Origin of the sequence: Cupriavidus plantarum (assembly GCF_905397285.1) — a bacterium.
GTDB classification, from domain to species: domain Bacteria; phylum Pseudomonadota; class Gammaproteobacteria; order Burkholderiales; family Burkholderiaceae; genus Cupriavidus; species Cupriavidus plantarum.
Window position 1 is genome coordinate 190,061 of the sequence record NZ_CAJPUX010000006.1, and the last position, 15,347, is coordinate 205,407.

Consider the following 15,347-nt stretch of genomic DNA (forward strand, 5'->3'; position numbering starts at 1 on the left):
GTGGCTAACCAGCGTGGCGATTTAACGAGGAAGATTAGCGCAGCAGGAACGCGATATCGTCGACGGTGATCACGGCGACGGGAATCCCCTTCCGCCGCTGAAAGAGGATGTGCTGCTGCACGCGGCTGCGCTGGTCCGCGAATAGCGCGGGTTCGATCACCGCGCCGGTCCGCGCGTAATGCTGGACTAGCAGCTTGTACGCACGATGGCGAATCTGCAGCGTTTCGGATTCGGCGCGCAGGCGCTGCCATTCGGCCGGGCTCAGGTCGAGCGTCTGGTTCAGCTCGTCGACCGTGCGCGCATGCAGATCGCGATAAAGGTCGCGTTCCGCTTCCGCGCGATGCAGCTCTTCGCGCAGCGCGAGGATCTTGCGCTGCAGCTTGAGCGTCTGGCCGACGGTCTGGTGCATCCCCTTGGCTGCCTCGATGGCCTGGCTCGCCGCGGCGACCGTGCTCTTCCAGATCCCACGGTCCCCGTCCGCGCTCTCCGCCCCGTCGAGCTCCGGCGGCCAGCCGTCGGCGGCCCTGATCGTCGTATCCATATTGACCCCTAATGACATCCGATGACATCCATGATGGCCACCCGCTTTGTCATGCGCTGCGGATGTTCCGAAACTGTAACCAAGTGTTCCAGCTACCGAGCCATCGTAGTGACTTGTGTAACGGTAGCCAAGTCAAAGATGTTTAGATCTGCCTTGCCAGCGCTCGCTGTGGCGTTCATGGCAAGACAAAGGAGACAACCACAGGTAAACCCCGAGCGCATTGCAAGCAAATTGACAGGTGTTTGACAGTTACCCCCTCCTAGAATCGGGCCATTCGAATCGCCCCATCAAAAAAGACACAGGAGACCGCGATGGAAAAGTCGCCGCATCACCGTCATTCCCTCCCGCAATCGTTCAAACGCATCGCCCATGTCGCGCTCGCTTCCGCGACGTTCGCGATGGCCGTCGCCGCGTCTCCCGCATTCGCCCTCGACACCGTCAAGGTGATGATCGGCGCCAACCCCGGCGGCGGTTACGACCAGACCGGCCGTTCGCTCGGCGCGGCGATGATCGCCGCGGGCGTGGCCAAGGGCGCGTCCTATGACAACAAGGGTGGAGCGGGCGGCACCATCGGCCTCACGCAGTTCGTGAACAGCGACAAGGGCAACCCCAACGCGCTCGTGGTGACGGGGGCGGTGATGGTCGGCGCGATCGAAACGAGCCATCCGCCGGTCACGCTCAAGAACGCCACGCCGGTCGCGCGTCTGTTCGCGGACACGATGGTGCTGACCGTCGCGGCCAATTCGCCGATCAAATCGCTCAAGGACCTGACGGCGCAGCTCAAGGCCAACCCGGGTAGCGTGAGCTGGGGCGGCGGCTCCAAAGGTTCGATCGACCACATCCTCGCGGGTCTGATCGCGAAGGACATCGGCGTGGATCCGAAGAAAATCAATTACGTGCCGTTCGCGGGCGGCGGTGAAGCGTCCGCGTCGATTCTTGGCGGCCACGTGACGGTCGGCATCGCGGGCGTTTCCGAATTCCTGCCGTTCATCAAGACCGGCAAGATGCGCGCGCTGGCCGTGACATCGAAGGATCGCACGGCGGACCTGCCGACGCTGAAGGAACAGGGCGTCAACGTCGAAATCTACAACTGGCGCGGTGTGTATGGCGCGCCGGGCATCACGGCCGACCAGCGCAAGGCGCTGATCGATGCGGTGGTCAAGGCCACCGAGAACAACGTGTGGAAGGACGCGCTGCAGAAGAACGACTGGACGCCGTTCCTGCTGACCGGCGACGAGTTCGGCAAGTTCGTCGACGCCGAGTCCGCGCGCCTGGGCGCCACGCTGCGCGAACTGGGCGTCGCCAAATAATTCGTCCGTCCCCGTCGTACGAGCCCGGGCGTCCGCATCGCCCGGGCTGTCCTCGCTCCCGGGCTCTCCTCGCTCTTTCGCAGGAACTCACATGAAACCCTCCCACGTCATCATCGGCATCGCCGTGCTGGCCATCTCGGCGTTCTTCTTTGCTGGCATTCCCGGCATCTCGGGCGAGGAAGGCTACGCGGGCCTTTCCCCACGCTTCGTGCCCACGCTGGTCGGCATCGGCCTCGCCGTCTGCGGCGTGCTGCTGACCTGGCAGGGTGTGCGCGGCGGCTTCCGCAACATGCCGGAAGAAGATGCCGAGCTGCCCTCGGCGCCGCACAACTTCAAGGGCTTCCTGTGGGTGTCGGCCGGTCTCGTGCTGAACATGGCGCTGATCGGCACGCTCGGCTTCGTGCTCGCATCGACGCTGCTGATGGTCTGCGTCGCGCGCGGCTACGGCAGCCGTCGCATCGTGCGCGATGCGGTGATCGGCCTCCTCATCACGCTGCCCATGTGGGCGCTTTTCGATTTCCTGCTCGGCATCAACCTGCCGCTGCTGCCTGTCGCCGGCTTCTGAGGGCACGAGGACACTGACATGGACACACTGAACCAGCTGATGCACGGCTTTGCCGTCGCGATCACGCCCATCAACCTGCTGTGGGCCCTCGTGGGCTGCTTCCTCGGTACCGCGATCGGCGTGCTGCCGGGCATCGGGCCCGCGTTGACGGTGGCGATGCTGCTGCCGCTGACGGCGAAGGTCGAACCCACGGCCGCGCTCATCATGTTCGCGGGCATCTACTACGGCGCGATGTACGGCGGCTCCACCACGTCCATCCTGATGAACACGCCGGGCGAGTCCTCGACGATGGTCACGGCGATGGAAGGCAACCTCATGGCCAAGAACGGCCGCGCGGGTCCCGCGCTGGCCACCGCCGCGATCGGCTCGTTCGTGGCCGGGACGATCGCCACGGTGCTGCTGTCGATGTTCGCGCCCGTGGCGGCGGACGTCGCGCTGCAGTTCGGCCCCGGCGAGTACTTCATGATCATGCTGCTCGCGTTCACGACAGTGTCGGCCGTGCTCGGTTCGTCGCTGCTGCGCGGCATGACGAGCCTGTTCCTCGGTCTCGGTATCGGCCTCATCGGCATGGATTCGCTGTCGGGCCAGACGCGTTACTCGATGAACGTCCAGGAGCTGTACGACGGTGTCGACATCGTCGTGGTCGCCGTGGGTCTGTTCGCCGTGGGCGAGGCGCTGTTCAACGCGTTCTTCCCGCAGCCGGATGGCTCGTTCAACAAGCTGAGCTCGATCCACATGAACAAGTCCGACTGGCGCCGTTCGGTGCCGGCCTGGCTGCGTGGCACGCTCATCGGTTTTCCGTTCGGCCTGATTCCCGCGGGCGGCGCGGAGATTCCGACGTTCCTGTCGTATGCCACCGAGAAGAAGCTGTCGAACCACAAGGAAGAGTTCGGCAAGGTTGGCGCGATCGAAGGCGTGGCGGGTCCGGAAGCCGCGAACAACGCCGCCGTGACGGCGACCCTCGCCCCGCTGCTCACGCTCGGCATCCCGACCTCGAACACCACCGCCATCCTGCTTGCGGCGTTCCAGAACTACAACCTGCAGCCGGGTCCGATGCTGTTCCAGACGTCGGGCGACCTCGTGTGGGGCCTGCTCGCGTCGCTGTACATCGGCAACGTGATGCTGCTCGTGCTGAACCTGCCGGCAATCGGCCTGTGGGTCCGCATGCTGCGCGTGCCGACGCCGCTGCTCTATGGCGGCATCCTGATCTTCGCGGGTCTCGGCGCCTATGGCATTCGCCAGTCGTGGTTCGACCTGCTGCTGTTGTTCGTCATCGGCTTGCTCGGCATGGCGATGCGCCGCTTCGACTTTCCGACGGCACCGGTCATCGTGGGCCTGATCCTCGGACCGATTGCCGAGAAGCAGCTGCGCAATGCGCTGTCGATCGGCCAGGGCGACTGGAGCCTGTTCATCAAGCAGCCGATCTCCGCGACGATCCTCGCGATGACGGTGGCCGTGGTCGTCATCCCGCGTCTGCTCCGCTGGCATGCCAACCGCACGACCGGACGCGCGGAGGCCGACAACGCCGCGTGACGCACCCTGCGAGCCCCCGGCGGTTCGGGCTCGTTTAGGCGGTTCGTTTTGGGAGACTCCGGTATGATGGCGCAAGCCCGGCTCCCGACGAGGACGCGCCATGACACCGACCGCCGCATCCCGCGGCGCCCCTGACCCGATCGTGATCGATCAGATCGTATTTGCCGGCGGCGGCAACCGCTGCTGGTGGCAGGCCGGATGGTGGGACGTCGTCGCGCCCGAACTTCGGCTTGCGCCGCGCGTCATCGCCGGCATCTCCGCCGGCGCGGCCACCGCGTGCATGGTCTACACGCACGACTCGCATCAGACCATGGCGTACTACCGCCGTGTGCTCGCCGGCAATCGCCGCAACGCCTATTGGGGGAACCTGCTGGGCCGCGAGCGTGTCTTTCCTCATTACGGTATCTATCGCGGCGCGCTGCTGTCGCTGCTTGGCGAGGACCGTTTCGCGCGCTTGCGCGAAGCGCCCGAGATTCGCATCGGCGTCGCGCATATCCCGCGCTGGAGCGGGCCGCGCCTCGCCGTCGCCGCGGGCCTGCTTGCATACAACCTGGACAAACACGTCTTCAAGACGCTGCATCCGCGACTCGGCCGCAAGCTCGGTTTTCATCCGGAATTCGTGCGCGCGCAGGATTGCCCTTCGCCGGAGGCGCTGGCCGATCTGCTGCTGCAATCGGCCTGCACGCCACCGTTCACGCCCGTGCTGCGCCGGGACGGCCGCGCGGTGCTCGATGGCGGCCTTGTGGACAACGTCCCCGTCGATGCGCTCGATGCCACGCCGGGCAATGTCCTCGTACTGGTGACGCGCCTGTATCCGCGTCCGCGACGTTTCACGGTCGATCATGCCGTCGCACGTGGCACGCAGCGCCGCCTGTATCTGCAACCGTCGCAACGCGTGCCGATCTCTAGCTGGGACTACACGCGCCCCGATGCGATGGGCGCGGCGTATGACCTCGGTCGTCGCGATGGGGAAACTTTTCTGCGCGATTGGCCGTCGATTGTTGAACAGGAGCTGTTGCCGGTGTCCTGAAGCGAACCATCAGAACAGGGAGATATGCATGCCGAAGCGTCAGTCATCCGCTGAAACGCCAGCCGTCGCACCCGTCAGGGAGAAACGCCGCGCACGGGAGGTCGGTGCCGAAACGCCGATCGAAAACGTGCCGCGCCGGACGCGCGCGCGGCGTCCCGCGAAGCCGCGAGAGGTGGACTTCGTCGTGATCGGCGGCGGCTCCGGCGGCGTGGCGGCGGCGCGGCGCGCGGCATCGCTTGGCGCGCGCACGATTCTGGTGGAGCGCGATGCGATCGGCGGCACCTGCGTGCATCGCGGCTGCGTGCCAAAGAAAATGCTGTCGTACGGTGCGGGATGGGCGTCGATGCTGGCGACGGGCCTCGCGAACACCGGTGGCAAGGAAGACTGGCGCGACGCGATCGTGCGCGTCAACGCAGAGGTCGCGCGGCTGACCACGACGTTTTCGCAGCGGCTGCATGAGTCCGGTGTCGAGATCCTGCATGGCGATGCCGAGCTGTCGGCGCCCGGCGAAATCCGCATCGGCAACGAGACGATTCGCGCGCGCAAGATTCTGCTGTCCACAGGCGCGCATCCTCGCCCGCTGGCGGTGCCCGGCGGCGAGCTCGTGAGCACGTCCGACGACGTGTTCACGTGGCAGTCGCTTCCGGGATCGCTCGTGGTGATCGGCGGCGGCTATATCGCGGTGGAACAGGCATCGATTCTGTCGCGCTACGGCGTGAAGGTGGATCTGCTCGTGCGCGAAGACCGCCTGCTGCAGCGCTTCGACGCGGACATTTCGCGCGCGCTTGCGGACGCGCTTACGAGCAAGGGCGTGCGCGTGCACCTGAACACCGACGTCACGCTGGTGTCTCAGGCCAACGGCGCGTACGAGGTCTGCTACACGCAGCAGGGGCGCAAGCAGAGCGTGCGTGCGCAAGCCGTGCTCGCGGCCATCGGGCGCGACCCCAATGTCGATGGACTCGGTCTGCAAGACGTTGGCGTGGCGCTCGGCGAGGAGCGCGGCATCCGCGTGGACAAGCAGTTCCGCACGTCGGTACGCGGCGTGTATGCGGTGGGCGACTGCACAGAGGGGATTCAGTTGACGCCGGTTGCGGTATCGCAGGGGCGGTGGCTGGCCGATCGGCTGTTCGGCAAGCGTGGCGACATGGCGGACTTCGATGTCGTGCCGACGGCGGTGTTCTGCGAACCGGCCATTGGCGCGGTGGGCCTGACCGAAGCGGAGGCCATCGAGGCGGCGGGCAAGCCCGAACGCATCCGCACGGAGATCCGGCGCTTCGTTTCGCTCGAGAACCGCTTCGCGGGCGTGGCGCGGCAGTCCGTGTTCAAGCTGGTGTTCAACGCGCGCAGCGGGCGCGTGCTCGGCGCGCATCTGATGGACAATGCGGCGCCCGAGATCATTCAGGTGTTTGCCCTCGCCATGCGGCTCGGGGTCAAGGCATCGCACCTGAAGACGACGTTGCAGCTGCATCCGACCGTCGCGGAGGAGTTGTTCGGGTAAAGCCTATCGGGCGTGACCCTATGGCTGTGACCCTATGGCATTGTCGGCAATATGGACACCTTCTTCTGTTGCCGATCTGCCGGATAATGCCACCTCCCCCACGCCCTTCTCGACCTCATGCCAGCCAGTGCCAGCGCCGGTGCCAGACGCCTCGACGGGATTACGCTGCTCCTGCTCACCTTTCCGCCGCTCGCCTGGGCCGGTAACGCCATCGTCGGACGCATCGCATCAGGGGTCGTGCCACCGATCACGCTGAACATGGTGCGGTGGGCCATCGCCGGACTATTGCTCGCGCCTTATGCATGGCGCGGCGTGGTGGAGCATCGCGCCGCATTGCGCCGGCATGCGGGCGTGCTCTGCGCGATGGGTGTGCTGTCGATCGCGAGCTACAACTCGTTCCAGTATCTGGCGCTGACGACATCGACACCCATCAACGTGACGCTGATCGGTGCTTCGACCCCGCTATTCCTGCTGATCATCGGCGCGACGTTCTTCCGCGAGCGCGTCAAGTCGTGGCACGTCGCGGGCGCGCTGCTGTGCCTCGTGGGCGTGTCCTTCGTGCTGCTGCGCGGCGACATCGTCCACCTCGCCCAGCTGAACTTCGTGCCCGGCGATCTCTTCATGCTGACCGCCACCATCGCATGGAGCGGCTACACGTGGCTCCTCCGCAAGCACCGCCCGGAGATTCCGCTGCCGACGCTGCTTTTCGCGCAGATCGTCATCGGCGTCATCGTGAATATCCCGTTCGCGTGGTGGGAGCTGTCGATGCTGGACCACGAACTCGCGTGGAACGCCAAGGTGGCGGGCATCCTGCTCTACGTGGCCACGGTCCCATCCCTGCTGGCCTACTTCGCCTGGGACCGCGCCATCGCGCGCGCGGGCGCGCAGCTACCGGTGTTTTTCATCACCCTGACGCCCATCTTCGCGGCCCTGCTCTCTTCGCTGCTGCTCGGGGAACCGCCACGCTGGTATCACTTTGTCGGCATGGCGACCATCGGCGTGGGCATCTGGTTCGCACAGCGTCGGTAGCTATCCAACCACGCCGCCGAACCACGCCGAACTACACCGTTACGCGGCCGCTTTGTACGGCGCGTAATCGATATACCCCTCCGCGCCGCCGCCATAGAACGTGCTGCGATCCGCAGGGGTGAGCGCCCAGCCGTTTTCGAGGCGCGCCACGAGGTCGGGGTTGCTGATGAAGCTGGCGCCGAACGCCGCGAGGTCGATCAGGCCGTCCTCGATCAGTTGTTCCGCGCGCTCGCGCGTCATGCCGCCAGCGAGGATCAGCGCGGTGTCAGGCAGATAGCTTTTGAGCTTGCCGAGCAGCGCCTGAAAGCCCGATGCGGCGCCGCTGTCGATTTTCGTCTCGCCGACAATGAAACCCGACTGATCCATCAGATGCACGTAGGCGAGCTTGCGCTTGCCGATCTCTTGCGCGAGCGCGGTGTAGGTGGCGTCGATCTCGGGATGCAGCGGCATGTCGAACAACTGGCCGTAGGGCGAGATGCGGATGCCCACGCGGGATGCGCCGATGCGCGCGACCACGGCGTCGATCACGGCAAGCGTGAATCGCAGGCGGTTCTCCATGGTACGCGCGGAGAATTCGTCGTCGCGATCGTTGACGAGCGGGTTCAGGAACTGCTCGTGCAGATAGCCATTCGCGCCGTGGATCTCGACGCCATCGAACCCCGCTGCAATGGCGTTGTCCGCAGCCTGCGCGAACTCTGCGACGATGCGATGGATCTCTTCGGTGGCGAGTTGCCGTGGCGCGGGCGGGGCGACGAGGTTGGGTTCGCCCTCCGTGTCATAGCCGAAGGCCTGCGCCCCGACGGGCTGCTTCGAGCTCGGGCTCACGGGCAGCTTGCCACCTTCCTGAATAGACGGATGCGAGACGCGGCCCACGTGCCAGATCTGGGCGAACATGTGGCCGCCAACCGCGTGCACGGAGTTGGTCGTCAGGCGCCAGCCGGCGATCTGCGCGTCGGTGAAGATGCCGGGGTTGAACAGATAGCCCTGCCCTTCGCGGGAGATGGGCGTGCCTTCAGACACGATCAGGCCGGCGGTGGCGCGCTGCGCGTAATAGAGCGCGATGCGTTCGTCGGCCACATCGTCCGGTGCGCGCGAGCGGGTCAGGGGTGCCATCACGACGCGGTTGCTGAGCGTCAGGCCGGCGAGGTCGAAGGGTTTGAAGAGGCGAGACATGAGGATCCTTTGCTGCAATCGTTGACAGTCTTGGCGACTGATTGAGGACCATCATAGGCAGATGCCAAAATCGCTACAATCCAGCGGCCGGGCAAATCAATTTTGTCCAAATCGCAATCAAGCGTGCCTGGCGGCACTTTACGGCCCTCCATAAGGCCCTCCATGAACCTGCAGGCGATCCGGTACTTCCTCATGGTCTCGACGACGGGCAGCTTTCAGGCGACCGCGCGTCACTTCCAGGTGCCCGCCTCGTCGGTCTCGCGCTTCGTGGCCGCGCTCGAGAAGGAGCTGGGCCAGCAACTGCTCTACCGGAATACGCGCGCGGTGCGCCTCACCGAAGCGGGCGAGCAGTTCTTTCTGCAGGTGCGGGATGCGGTGGAACTCCTCGATCAAGCCGCCGAAGGACTCGTCCATCGCGATGCGGACATCAACGGCCTCGTCCGCATCAACGCGCCCGAGACGCTCGGGCGTTTGCATATCGCGGGCATCGTCAATGCCTTGCAGGCGCGATATCCCGAGCTCATCGTCGAGCTTACGCTGACGGACGCGTATATCGACCCGGTACAGGAAGGCGCGGACATCACGATCCGCGTGAGCCCGTTGCTCGATTCCGGATTGATCGGCAAGGTCATCGGCGCGCAACGCCACGTCGTCGCCGCGAGCCCTGCATACATCGCCGCGCACGGCAGACCTGCGACACCGGGAGACCTGCTCACGCACCGCTGCCTCGTCTACAAGGGCCAGCTCGGCGCGCAGAAGTGGTACTACCGTATGCAGGACGCCGATCCGTTCCAGACGCTGAACGTGAGCGGACCGCTCCGCAGCAACAACGCCGAAGCCCTCCTCGCCGCGGCGGTCGCCGGACGCGGCATCGTCGTGTTTCCGACATGGGTGTATCGCGCCGACATGTTCAAGGCCGGCGAACTCGTCGCGCTGCTCGACCAGTGGGAGTTCGCGGCGTCTCCGGACCCCACCTACATCCAGATGCTCTCCCCGGAAAACCGCCTCCGCTCACGAAAGGTCCGCGAGGTATCGGCATTCATCGTCGAGGCCATTGGGGCGCCGCCTTACTGGGATGGTATCGGGGATGGTATCGGGGATGGTATCGGGGGCGGTCAGTAATCGAGGCATACAGACCAGCTTGCGTATCCTCATTTTACAAACTACGATTTGTAAATCCAAAATACAGCCTGTGGTTTGTATGCCAGAATTTACGGTTCGTACGGCCGAGCAGCTTCCTGCGTTGCTCCAGGCCTTTCGCAAAGAGGCAGGGCTGACGCAGGCCGCCACCGCCATGCGACTGGGCGTCACGCAACAGACGCTCTCTTCGCTGGAGCGCAATGCCGAAAAGGTCAGCGCCGACAGGCTGCTGCAATTGCTCGGCATCCTCGGGGTCGAGCTTGTGCTGCGTCCGCGCGCCGACGAATCGGCGCAAAACGGGCCGACGCCAGACGAGTCGTCCGGTCCGACGTGGTGAGCCCATGGGACGACGTTCGCACACGCGGGCCCTCGGCCTCTGGATGAATGGCGCTTTCGTCGGCACGTGGAGCCTTCAGCCTCATGCCGGCGAGATGCTGCAATATGCGGACGAATGGATCGCGAGCGAGCAGGGACGTCCCCTGTCGCTGTCCCTGCCGTTTAGGCCCGGCAACGCCCCGCATCGTGGCGAAGCTGTGCGGGCGTACTTCGAAAACCTGTTGCCCGACAGCAAGGACATCCGCAATCGCGTCGCGCGTCGCTTCCATGCTGCATCGACCGATGCGTTCTCGCTGCTGACCGAAGTCGGTCGCGACTGTGTCGGCGCATTGCAGATACTGCCTGCAGGCGAGATCCCCGTGAACGTGCAATCCATCGAGGCCAGCCTTTTGAGCGAGGCGGACGTGGCCCAGCTTCTGCGCAGTACGGTCGCCCCGCCCGCGCCGGTTGGGGCCAACCTGAGCGACGACGGCGAGTTGCGGCTCTCGATTGCCGGCGCACAGGAGAAGACGGCCCTGCTCTGGCGCGATGGCAACTGGTGGCTGCCGCATGGCGCCACGCCGACCACGCACATCCTGAAGCTGCCAATGGGGTTGGTCGGCAACATGCGGCTCGACCTGAGCGAGTCCATCGAGAACGAGTGGCTATGCGCGGAGATCCTGGCGGCATACGGACTGCCTGTCGCCCGTACCGCGCCGCTACGCTTCGAGGACATCCGCGCGCTCGCCGTCGAGCGATTCGATCGCGCGTGGTGGCACGCCGAAGATGGCAGACGCTGGCTCATTCGTCGGCCGCAGGAAGACATGTGCCAGGCCACGGCCACCCCGCCGCATCTCAAATACGAATCCGACGGCGGCCCCGGCGTGTCCCGCATCATGGACCTGCTCGCCACTTCGCGCGCCCCCGAACGCGATCGCCGCACGTTCTTCCAGGCACAGGTGCTCTTCTGGATGCTCTGCGCGCCCGATGGCCATGCGAAGAACTTCAGCATCTTCCTTCGCCCCGGCGGCGCATACGAACTCACGCCGCTGTACGATGTGCTATCGGCCTACCCCTTCCTCGGCGAAGGCCCGGGTAAGCTTTCGCCCTTCAGAGCAAAACTGGCCATGGCCGTCGGCACGAAGAACGCGCACTGGCGGATGCGGGACATCCAACGGCGACATTGGCTGACGATCGGCCAACGCTACGGCATCGTGACCTCCGACGGTCGAGGCGCATCGTTCGTACTCGATGAACTCGTGGCGCGCACACCGGAGGTGGTGCGGGCCGTGCGTGGGAAATTGCCGAGGGGATTTCCTGCGACGTTGGCCAACAGCATCCTCGAGGGATTAACAGCGGCCGCCGACAAGCTCGCCGGCTGACGTGGACCGCGTTGCGAGGGAGAGCACCAGCACGTTGCCATGACACGCCACCAACGGCGTAGAAGGCGGATTTAGGATATCTGCGGTTTATCCGTGCACTTCGCAGACCTACTATCACGCGCTCCACTACACCGCGACAAGCGATGTCCGCCGATCAATGAAGGCTCTACCTCTGACGAAGGCCAACGAAATTCTTGCAGCCACCAACCAGCTGTCTCAGGCTGGCGGCGCATTCGTTGACACCGACACACTCCAATGGCGCAAGCTCAAGCGTGAAGCCGAAAAAATCGTACAGGTCGATCCGAGCGTAGGATGGTCCGTCTACGCTGCAGTGATGACGCTCGCAGGGGATATCGAAGAAACAAATCGCGCTCTTCGTGCCGCGCTGCCATTTGCCATCGCAGATCCCTCGATCATTGAGGACTACATGGTGTCCAAGATCGCTCTGGGATTCTTCAGCGATGCGCTTGAGCTAGGCAAGGAACGAGGCAGCCCGGAGTATGGTCGCTTTACACAGCGTTGCTCGGAGCTAATCGTTGCGGGGGGCTTCCGGACAGTCGCCGCCCACCTCTTGAGAGCTGCCGAGATCGGTTTGGATGTGAGGGGGTCTCGATGTCGGTCATGTTCCTATCGCTGCGAGATTGATGGCCGAGGCCGGGCTCGACGACGAGGATGTAGCAAAGCATCTCGACCTCGCAGGCGAGGTCCTCCGCAACCGTCGGCTGAAGTGGTCCGGGCATCCTTGCCTGTGCGTGCATGGCGTGGACGGATTGTTCAAGGCAGTGACGTACGTGCTATCGGTGCGCCAGTCTCGAGATGAGGTCTTTGAGATGAACTGCGAACTGGCGGACGCCGAGGTGCGCGCGAACATCAAGCGGCATCCCTACTTCGATATTACGTTCATTGCAGCATGACCTCGACGCCGTCTCAACTTCTTGCATGTGCGCAGCGAATCGCCACACTTGGCGACGAGGACGCAGTCCGCCGAGCTACGATCAGTCGGGCTTACTATGCTGCCTATCATGCAGCCAGACGCTTTCACCAAAGCCTGGCCACACCCGGATGTGTCATGACGGCCAGCGGCCGCCACGAGCAGCTATTGAACCAGTTGGCTTATCCAGGCATTTCGACGAAGAACGAGCGATATAAGGTCTCCGTGGCATTGTCGAAGTCGCTGCGACTGGCCTATGCAGCACGCGTAGACTCGGACTATTACCTTCAAGAATCGATTCCAACTCATCGTGCCGTGGCGACGGTTGAGGCGGCACGGAGTGTCGTTGATCATGCGATCAAATGGACGGAAGAAGTCGCGGCGGCGAATGGGATGCGATGATGCATCGTCATCGCATTTATCTCGTTCACTGTTCGAGAGCAGATGACATGATCTTTTACGACACCCCGCGCCAACTGGATGACGTGAGCGCATTTGGTGTGCCGAAATCTCCGACCGTCCCCACGACATTGGAGGAGAAGTATGAAGAGATGATGCGCCGCCGCGCATGTTTTCGACAAATGATTGCGGAGTACGACGCGAGTCGCGAAGAGCCTGAGGAGCAGTCTTGCGCGATGTGGTAGCGAGCAGGCGCCGCGGGACACTGCACGCGAGACACCGAGAACAAGAGCGGATGTCGAATCGTCCGCTCAGCCAACAGATCCAAATGTCACTGGACTTCGGGATGTCTCAGGAGCCTTCGTTGCACCCGGACCGCGAGGAAGGCCTTGTGTCGACCATCGACAGGGAGAGCGCGGTCGTGCTGCAATTCCCAGTCTCGCGGAAGCGTGCGGCCGATCAGATGGAAGTGGCAGAGATGGAAGAGGCGATGCTGCTCCAGAGAATCCTGCGGCGCTCCGCCGGTATTGGCGCGTGGTTCTGACGGCATTAAAAACGAAAACGGACGCCGATGCGTCTTTTTTTTTTGTGCTGGTGGCCTGGGACGGAATCGAACCGCCGACACAAGGATTTTCAGAACGTGCCGCTGATTCGAATGGCCAAGCCCGATAGGGCCTTGCGGTTGATCAATAGACGCAAGGCGGCCTAAGACTCGTCACAACCCGTCACACCAACGGCACATCCGAGGACATCTTCGGCACGGAGGCAGGTTCCATCACGCTAGAATGTGTTGCACTAACAGCGGGAGGGACAAATGGCGAGCCGTAGACTGGTAAACTTGGACGCGATGATTCGTCGGGCAGATTTCGCACTCCAAGACGACGATACAGAGCAACAGTCTTTCGACCAGATTCAAGGCATATCCCTCAGCAACCTCGCCCCCGGCAGCCTGTTGCTATCTAGCCTCCGAAAGCCTGATTTTCAGCGCGAGACAAACCACTGGTCTCCCGAGCAGGTTGTCTCTCTTCTAGAGTGCTTCATAAATGGGGAACTGATTCCATCAGTCATTCTCTGGCGTTCGCCAATGCACCTCTACGTCATTGACGGGGGGCATCGACTAAGCGTGCTCCGGGCATGGATTGAGGATGACTATGGTGACGGCCCTATTTCTCAAGAGTACTTCGGCTACTCGATCTCGGATGTGCAAAGGCGCATCGCAAAGCAGACGCGGGAACTCGTAGCTGAGAAAATTGGAACGTGGGCGCATTACACCAGAGGTGGCACGAGCGGCGTAGCAAGTGAGGCGCACCTACGCCGGATCAATACGATGGCAACCCGGGCCCTGCCCGTGCAATGGGTCCAAGGAAACGCCGACAAGGCGGAGAACTCCTTCTTCCGTATCAACATGAAGGGCACTCCTCTTGATGATATTGAGGAATTGCTTCTATCAAATCGTAGAAAGCCCATCCCTATCGCTGCACGAGCGGTCATCCGCGCCGGCATGGGGCATAAGTATTGGTCAGCGTTTCCGGCAGACACTGCGTCGTTGATCGAGCTGTACGCTCATTCGCTACACGCGACGCTGTTCGAACCAGAACTGCGCTCCCCGGTCAAGACGCTGGACCTCCCGCTCGGCGGTTCGACCGGTGTACGCGCCGCGCTCCAAGTTCTAATCGACTTCATGCTTGTCGCAAGCAGGAACCAGCAAGGCAGTCCGAAGACGGTAGGCGAATTGGATGACGATATCGACGGCACTGCGACACAAGGCGTGCTAGAGCGAGCATTGAGATTGGCCAGCCGCATCACTGGGAACGAGCACGGAAGTCTTGGCTTGCATCCGGCAATTTACTTTTATGGGCCGACTGGTCGCCACCATGTTCCTCTATTCATGGGAACGGCGGAGCTATTCGCCCGCGCGCTTACCAATAACGATCAGTCGTTTTTTCCAAAGTTCACGAGGGTGCGCCAGACGCTGGAAGAAACGTTGATGTTGCATAAGGATCTGATCGCTCAGGTGTTGCAGAAAACGGTGAGCTGGGGGCGGGCCACGCTATACATGAATGTCCTCGATCAAATCATTAATGCGATTGCCGGAGGCGAATCAGTTGGCGAGGCGGAGATTGTCCGATTCGCAGGGCGTGTCGGCAAAATCTTCATTGGCGATGCCAAGACCAAAGCGGCCGGCTTCTCTGACGACACCAAGAGTGCGATATTCCTCCGAGCAGCGCTGCAAGGCGCAATCAAATGCCCGATCTGTCACGGATATCTGGATTCCAACAAGTCAGTTTCTTACGATCACAAACTCCGACGTGCACAGGGCGGTCTTGGAGATGCAGATAACGGCCAGCTTACTCATCCGTATTGCAACCAAAGCGTTAAGGGTTAGTTGTCAACGATAGGGTCTACGGGCAGTACGTTTCGTCTAAGACTGCTTGCTCTGATTCGCATTGAAAGCGGTCCGCAAACTGTTGTACCGCCCCTTTTTGCGAGCTATCCCCTGC

General features: G+C 63.1%; 16 protein-coding genes. 14 read left to right on the forward strand and 2 right to left on the reverse strand.

Going from position 1 to position 15,347, the window contains the following annotated elements; translation table 11 throughout:
* Positions 1 to 34: 34 nt before the first annotated feature.
* A complete protein-coding gene (locus tag KHP16_RS23345) occupies positions 35 to 541 on the reverse strand; it encodes a hypothetical protein (RefSeq protein ID WP_109582519.1) in 507 nt (168 codons plus the stop codon).
* Between the two features lie 311 nt (positions 542 to 852).
* Here KHP16_RS23345 and KHP16_RS23350 point away from each other — a divergent pair, with 311 nt between their 5' ends.
* The 6 genes from KHP16_RS23350 (at position 853) to KHP16_RS23375 (ending at position 7,506) form a co-directional block, all read left to right on the forward strand.
* The gene (locus tag KHP16_RS23350; RefSeq protein WP_115954041.1) at positions 853 to 1,851 is read left to right on the forward strand and encodes a Bug family tripartite tricarboxylate transporter substrate binding protein; all 999 of its coding nucleotides are present in this window, start codon (positions 853 to 855) and stop codon (positions 1,849 to 1,851) included.
* A gap of 91 nt (positions 1,852 to 1,942) precedes the next feature.
* Positions 1,943 to 2,416, forward strand: a complete 474-nt coding sequence (locus KHP16_RS23355; protein ID WP_109582517.1) for a tripartite tricarboxylate transporter TctB family protein — start codon at positions 1,943 to 1,945, stop codon at positions 2,414 to 2,416.
* Between the two features lie 18 nt (positions 2,417 to 2,434).
* Positions 2,435 to 3,949 (forward strand): tripartite tricarboxylate transporter permease, encoded by a 1,515-nt coding sequence (locus KHP16_RS23360; protein ID WP_109582516.1) that lies wholly within the window; start codon positions 2,435 to 2,437, stop codon positions 3,947 to 3,949.
* Between the two features lie 100 nt (positions 3,950 to 4,049).
* A complete protein-coding gene (locus KHP16_RS23365; protein WP_115954040.1) occupies positions 4,050 to 4,979 on the forward strand; it encodes a patatin-like phospholipase family protein in 930 nt (309 codons plus the stop codon).
* 28 nt (positions 4,980 to 5,007) lie between these two features.
* Positions 5,008 to 6,477, forward strand: coding sequence for a dihydrolipoyl dehydrogenase family protein (locus KHP16_RS23370; RefSeq protein WP_109582514.1), 1,470 nt, complete (start codon positions 5,008 to 5,010; stop codon positions 6,475 to 6,477).
* Between the two features lie 117 nt (positions 6,478 to 6,594).
* Positions 6,595 to 7,506 carry a DMT family transporter gene (locus tag KHP16_RS23375; protein WP_211961236.1) on the forward strand — a complete coding sequence of 304 codons (912 nt, stop codon included), beginning with the start codon at positions 6,595 to 6,597 and terminating at the stop codon, positions 7,504 to 7,506.
* A gap of 39 nt (positions 7,507 to 7,545) precedes the next feature.
* Here KHP16_RS23375 and KHP16_RS23380 read toward each other — a convergent pair whose 3' ends face one another.
* On the reverse strand, positions 7,546 to 8,679 hold the full coding sequence (locus KHP16_RS23380; protein WP_211961237.1) for an alkene reductase: 1,134 nt from the start codon (positions 8,677 to 8,679) through the stop codon (positions 7,546 to 7,548).
* A gap of 162 nt (positions 8,680 to 8,841) precedes the next feature.
* Here KHP16_RS23380 and KHP16_RS23385 point away from each other — a divergent pair, with 162 nt between their 5' ends.
* The 8 genes from KHP16_RS23385 to KHP16_RS23420 all read left to right on the forward strand — a co-directional run bounded on the left by KHP16_RS23385 (position 8,842) and on the right by KHP16_RS23420 (position 15,232).
* Positions 8,842 to 9,801, forward strand: a complete 960-nt coding sequence (locus KHP16_RS23385) for a LysR family transcriptional regulator (protein ID WP_211961238.1) — start codon at positions 8,842 to 8,844, stop codon at positions 9,799 to 9,801.
* Positions 9,802 to 9,880: 79 nt separating this feature from the next.
* Positions 9,881 to 10,156, forward strand: coding sequence for a helix-turn-helix domain-containing protein (locus tag KHP16_RS23390; RefSeq protein WP_179592615.1), 276 nt, complete (start codon positions 9,881 to 9,883; stop codon positions 10,154 to 10,156).
* 4 nt (positions 10,157 to 10,160) lie between these two features.
* Positions 10,161 to 11,516: a type II toxin-antitoxin system HipA family toxin gene (locus KHP16_RS23395; protein ID WP_211961239.1), complete on the forward strand. Its 1,356-nt coding sequence runs from the start codon at positions 10,161 to 10,163 to the stop codon at positions 11,514 to 11,516.
* A 644-nt stretch (positions 11,517 to 12,160) separates the two neighbouring features.
* Entirely contained in the window at positions 12,161 to 12,430 is a 270-nt protein-coding gene (locus KHP16_RS23400; protein ID WP_211961240.1) for a hypothetical protein, read from the forward strand.
* A 155-nt stretch (positions 12,431 to 12,585) separates the two neighbouring features.
* A complete protein-coding gene (locus KHP16_RS23405) occupies positions 12,586 to 12,849 on the forward strand; it encodes a hypothetical protein (protein ID WP_211961241.1) in 264 nt (87 codons plus the stop codon).
* A gap of 47 nt (positions 12,850 to 12,896) precedes the next feature.
* Positions 12,897 to 13,091, forward strand: a complete 195-nt coding sequence (locus tag KHP16_RS23410) for a hypothetical protein (RefSeq protein WP_211961242.1) — start codon at positions 12,897 to 12,899, stop codon at positions 13,089 to 13,091.
* An 83-nt stretch (positions 13,092 to 13,174) separates the two neighbouring features.
* A complete protein-coding gene (locus KHP16_RS23415) occupies positions 13,175 to 13,390 on the forward strand; it encodes a hypothetical protein (RefSeq protein WP_211961243.1) in 216 nt (71 codons plus the stop codon).
* Between the two features lie 303 nt (positions 13,391 to 13,693).
* Positions 13,694 to 15,232: an HNH endonuclease family protein gene (locus KHP16_RS23420; RefSeq protein ID WP_244835996.1), complete on the forward strand. Its 1,539-nt coding sequence runs from the start codon at positions 13,694 to 13,696 to the stop codon at positions 15,230 to 15,232.
* Positions 15,233 to 15,347 lie beyond the last annotated feature (115 nt).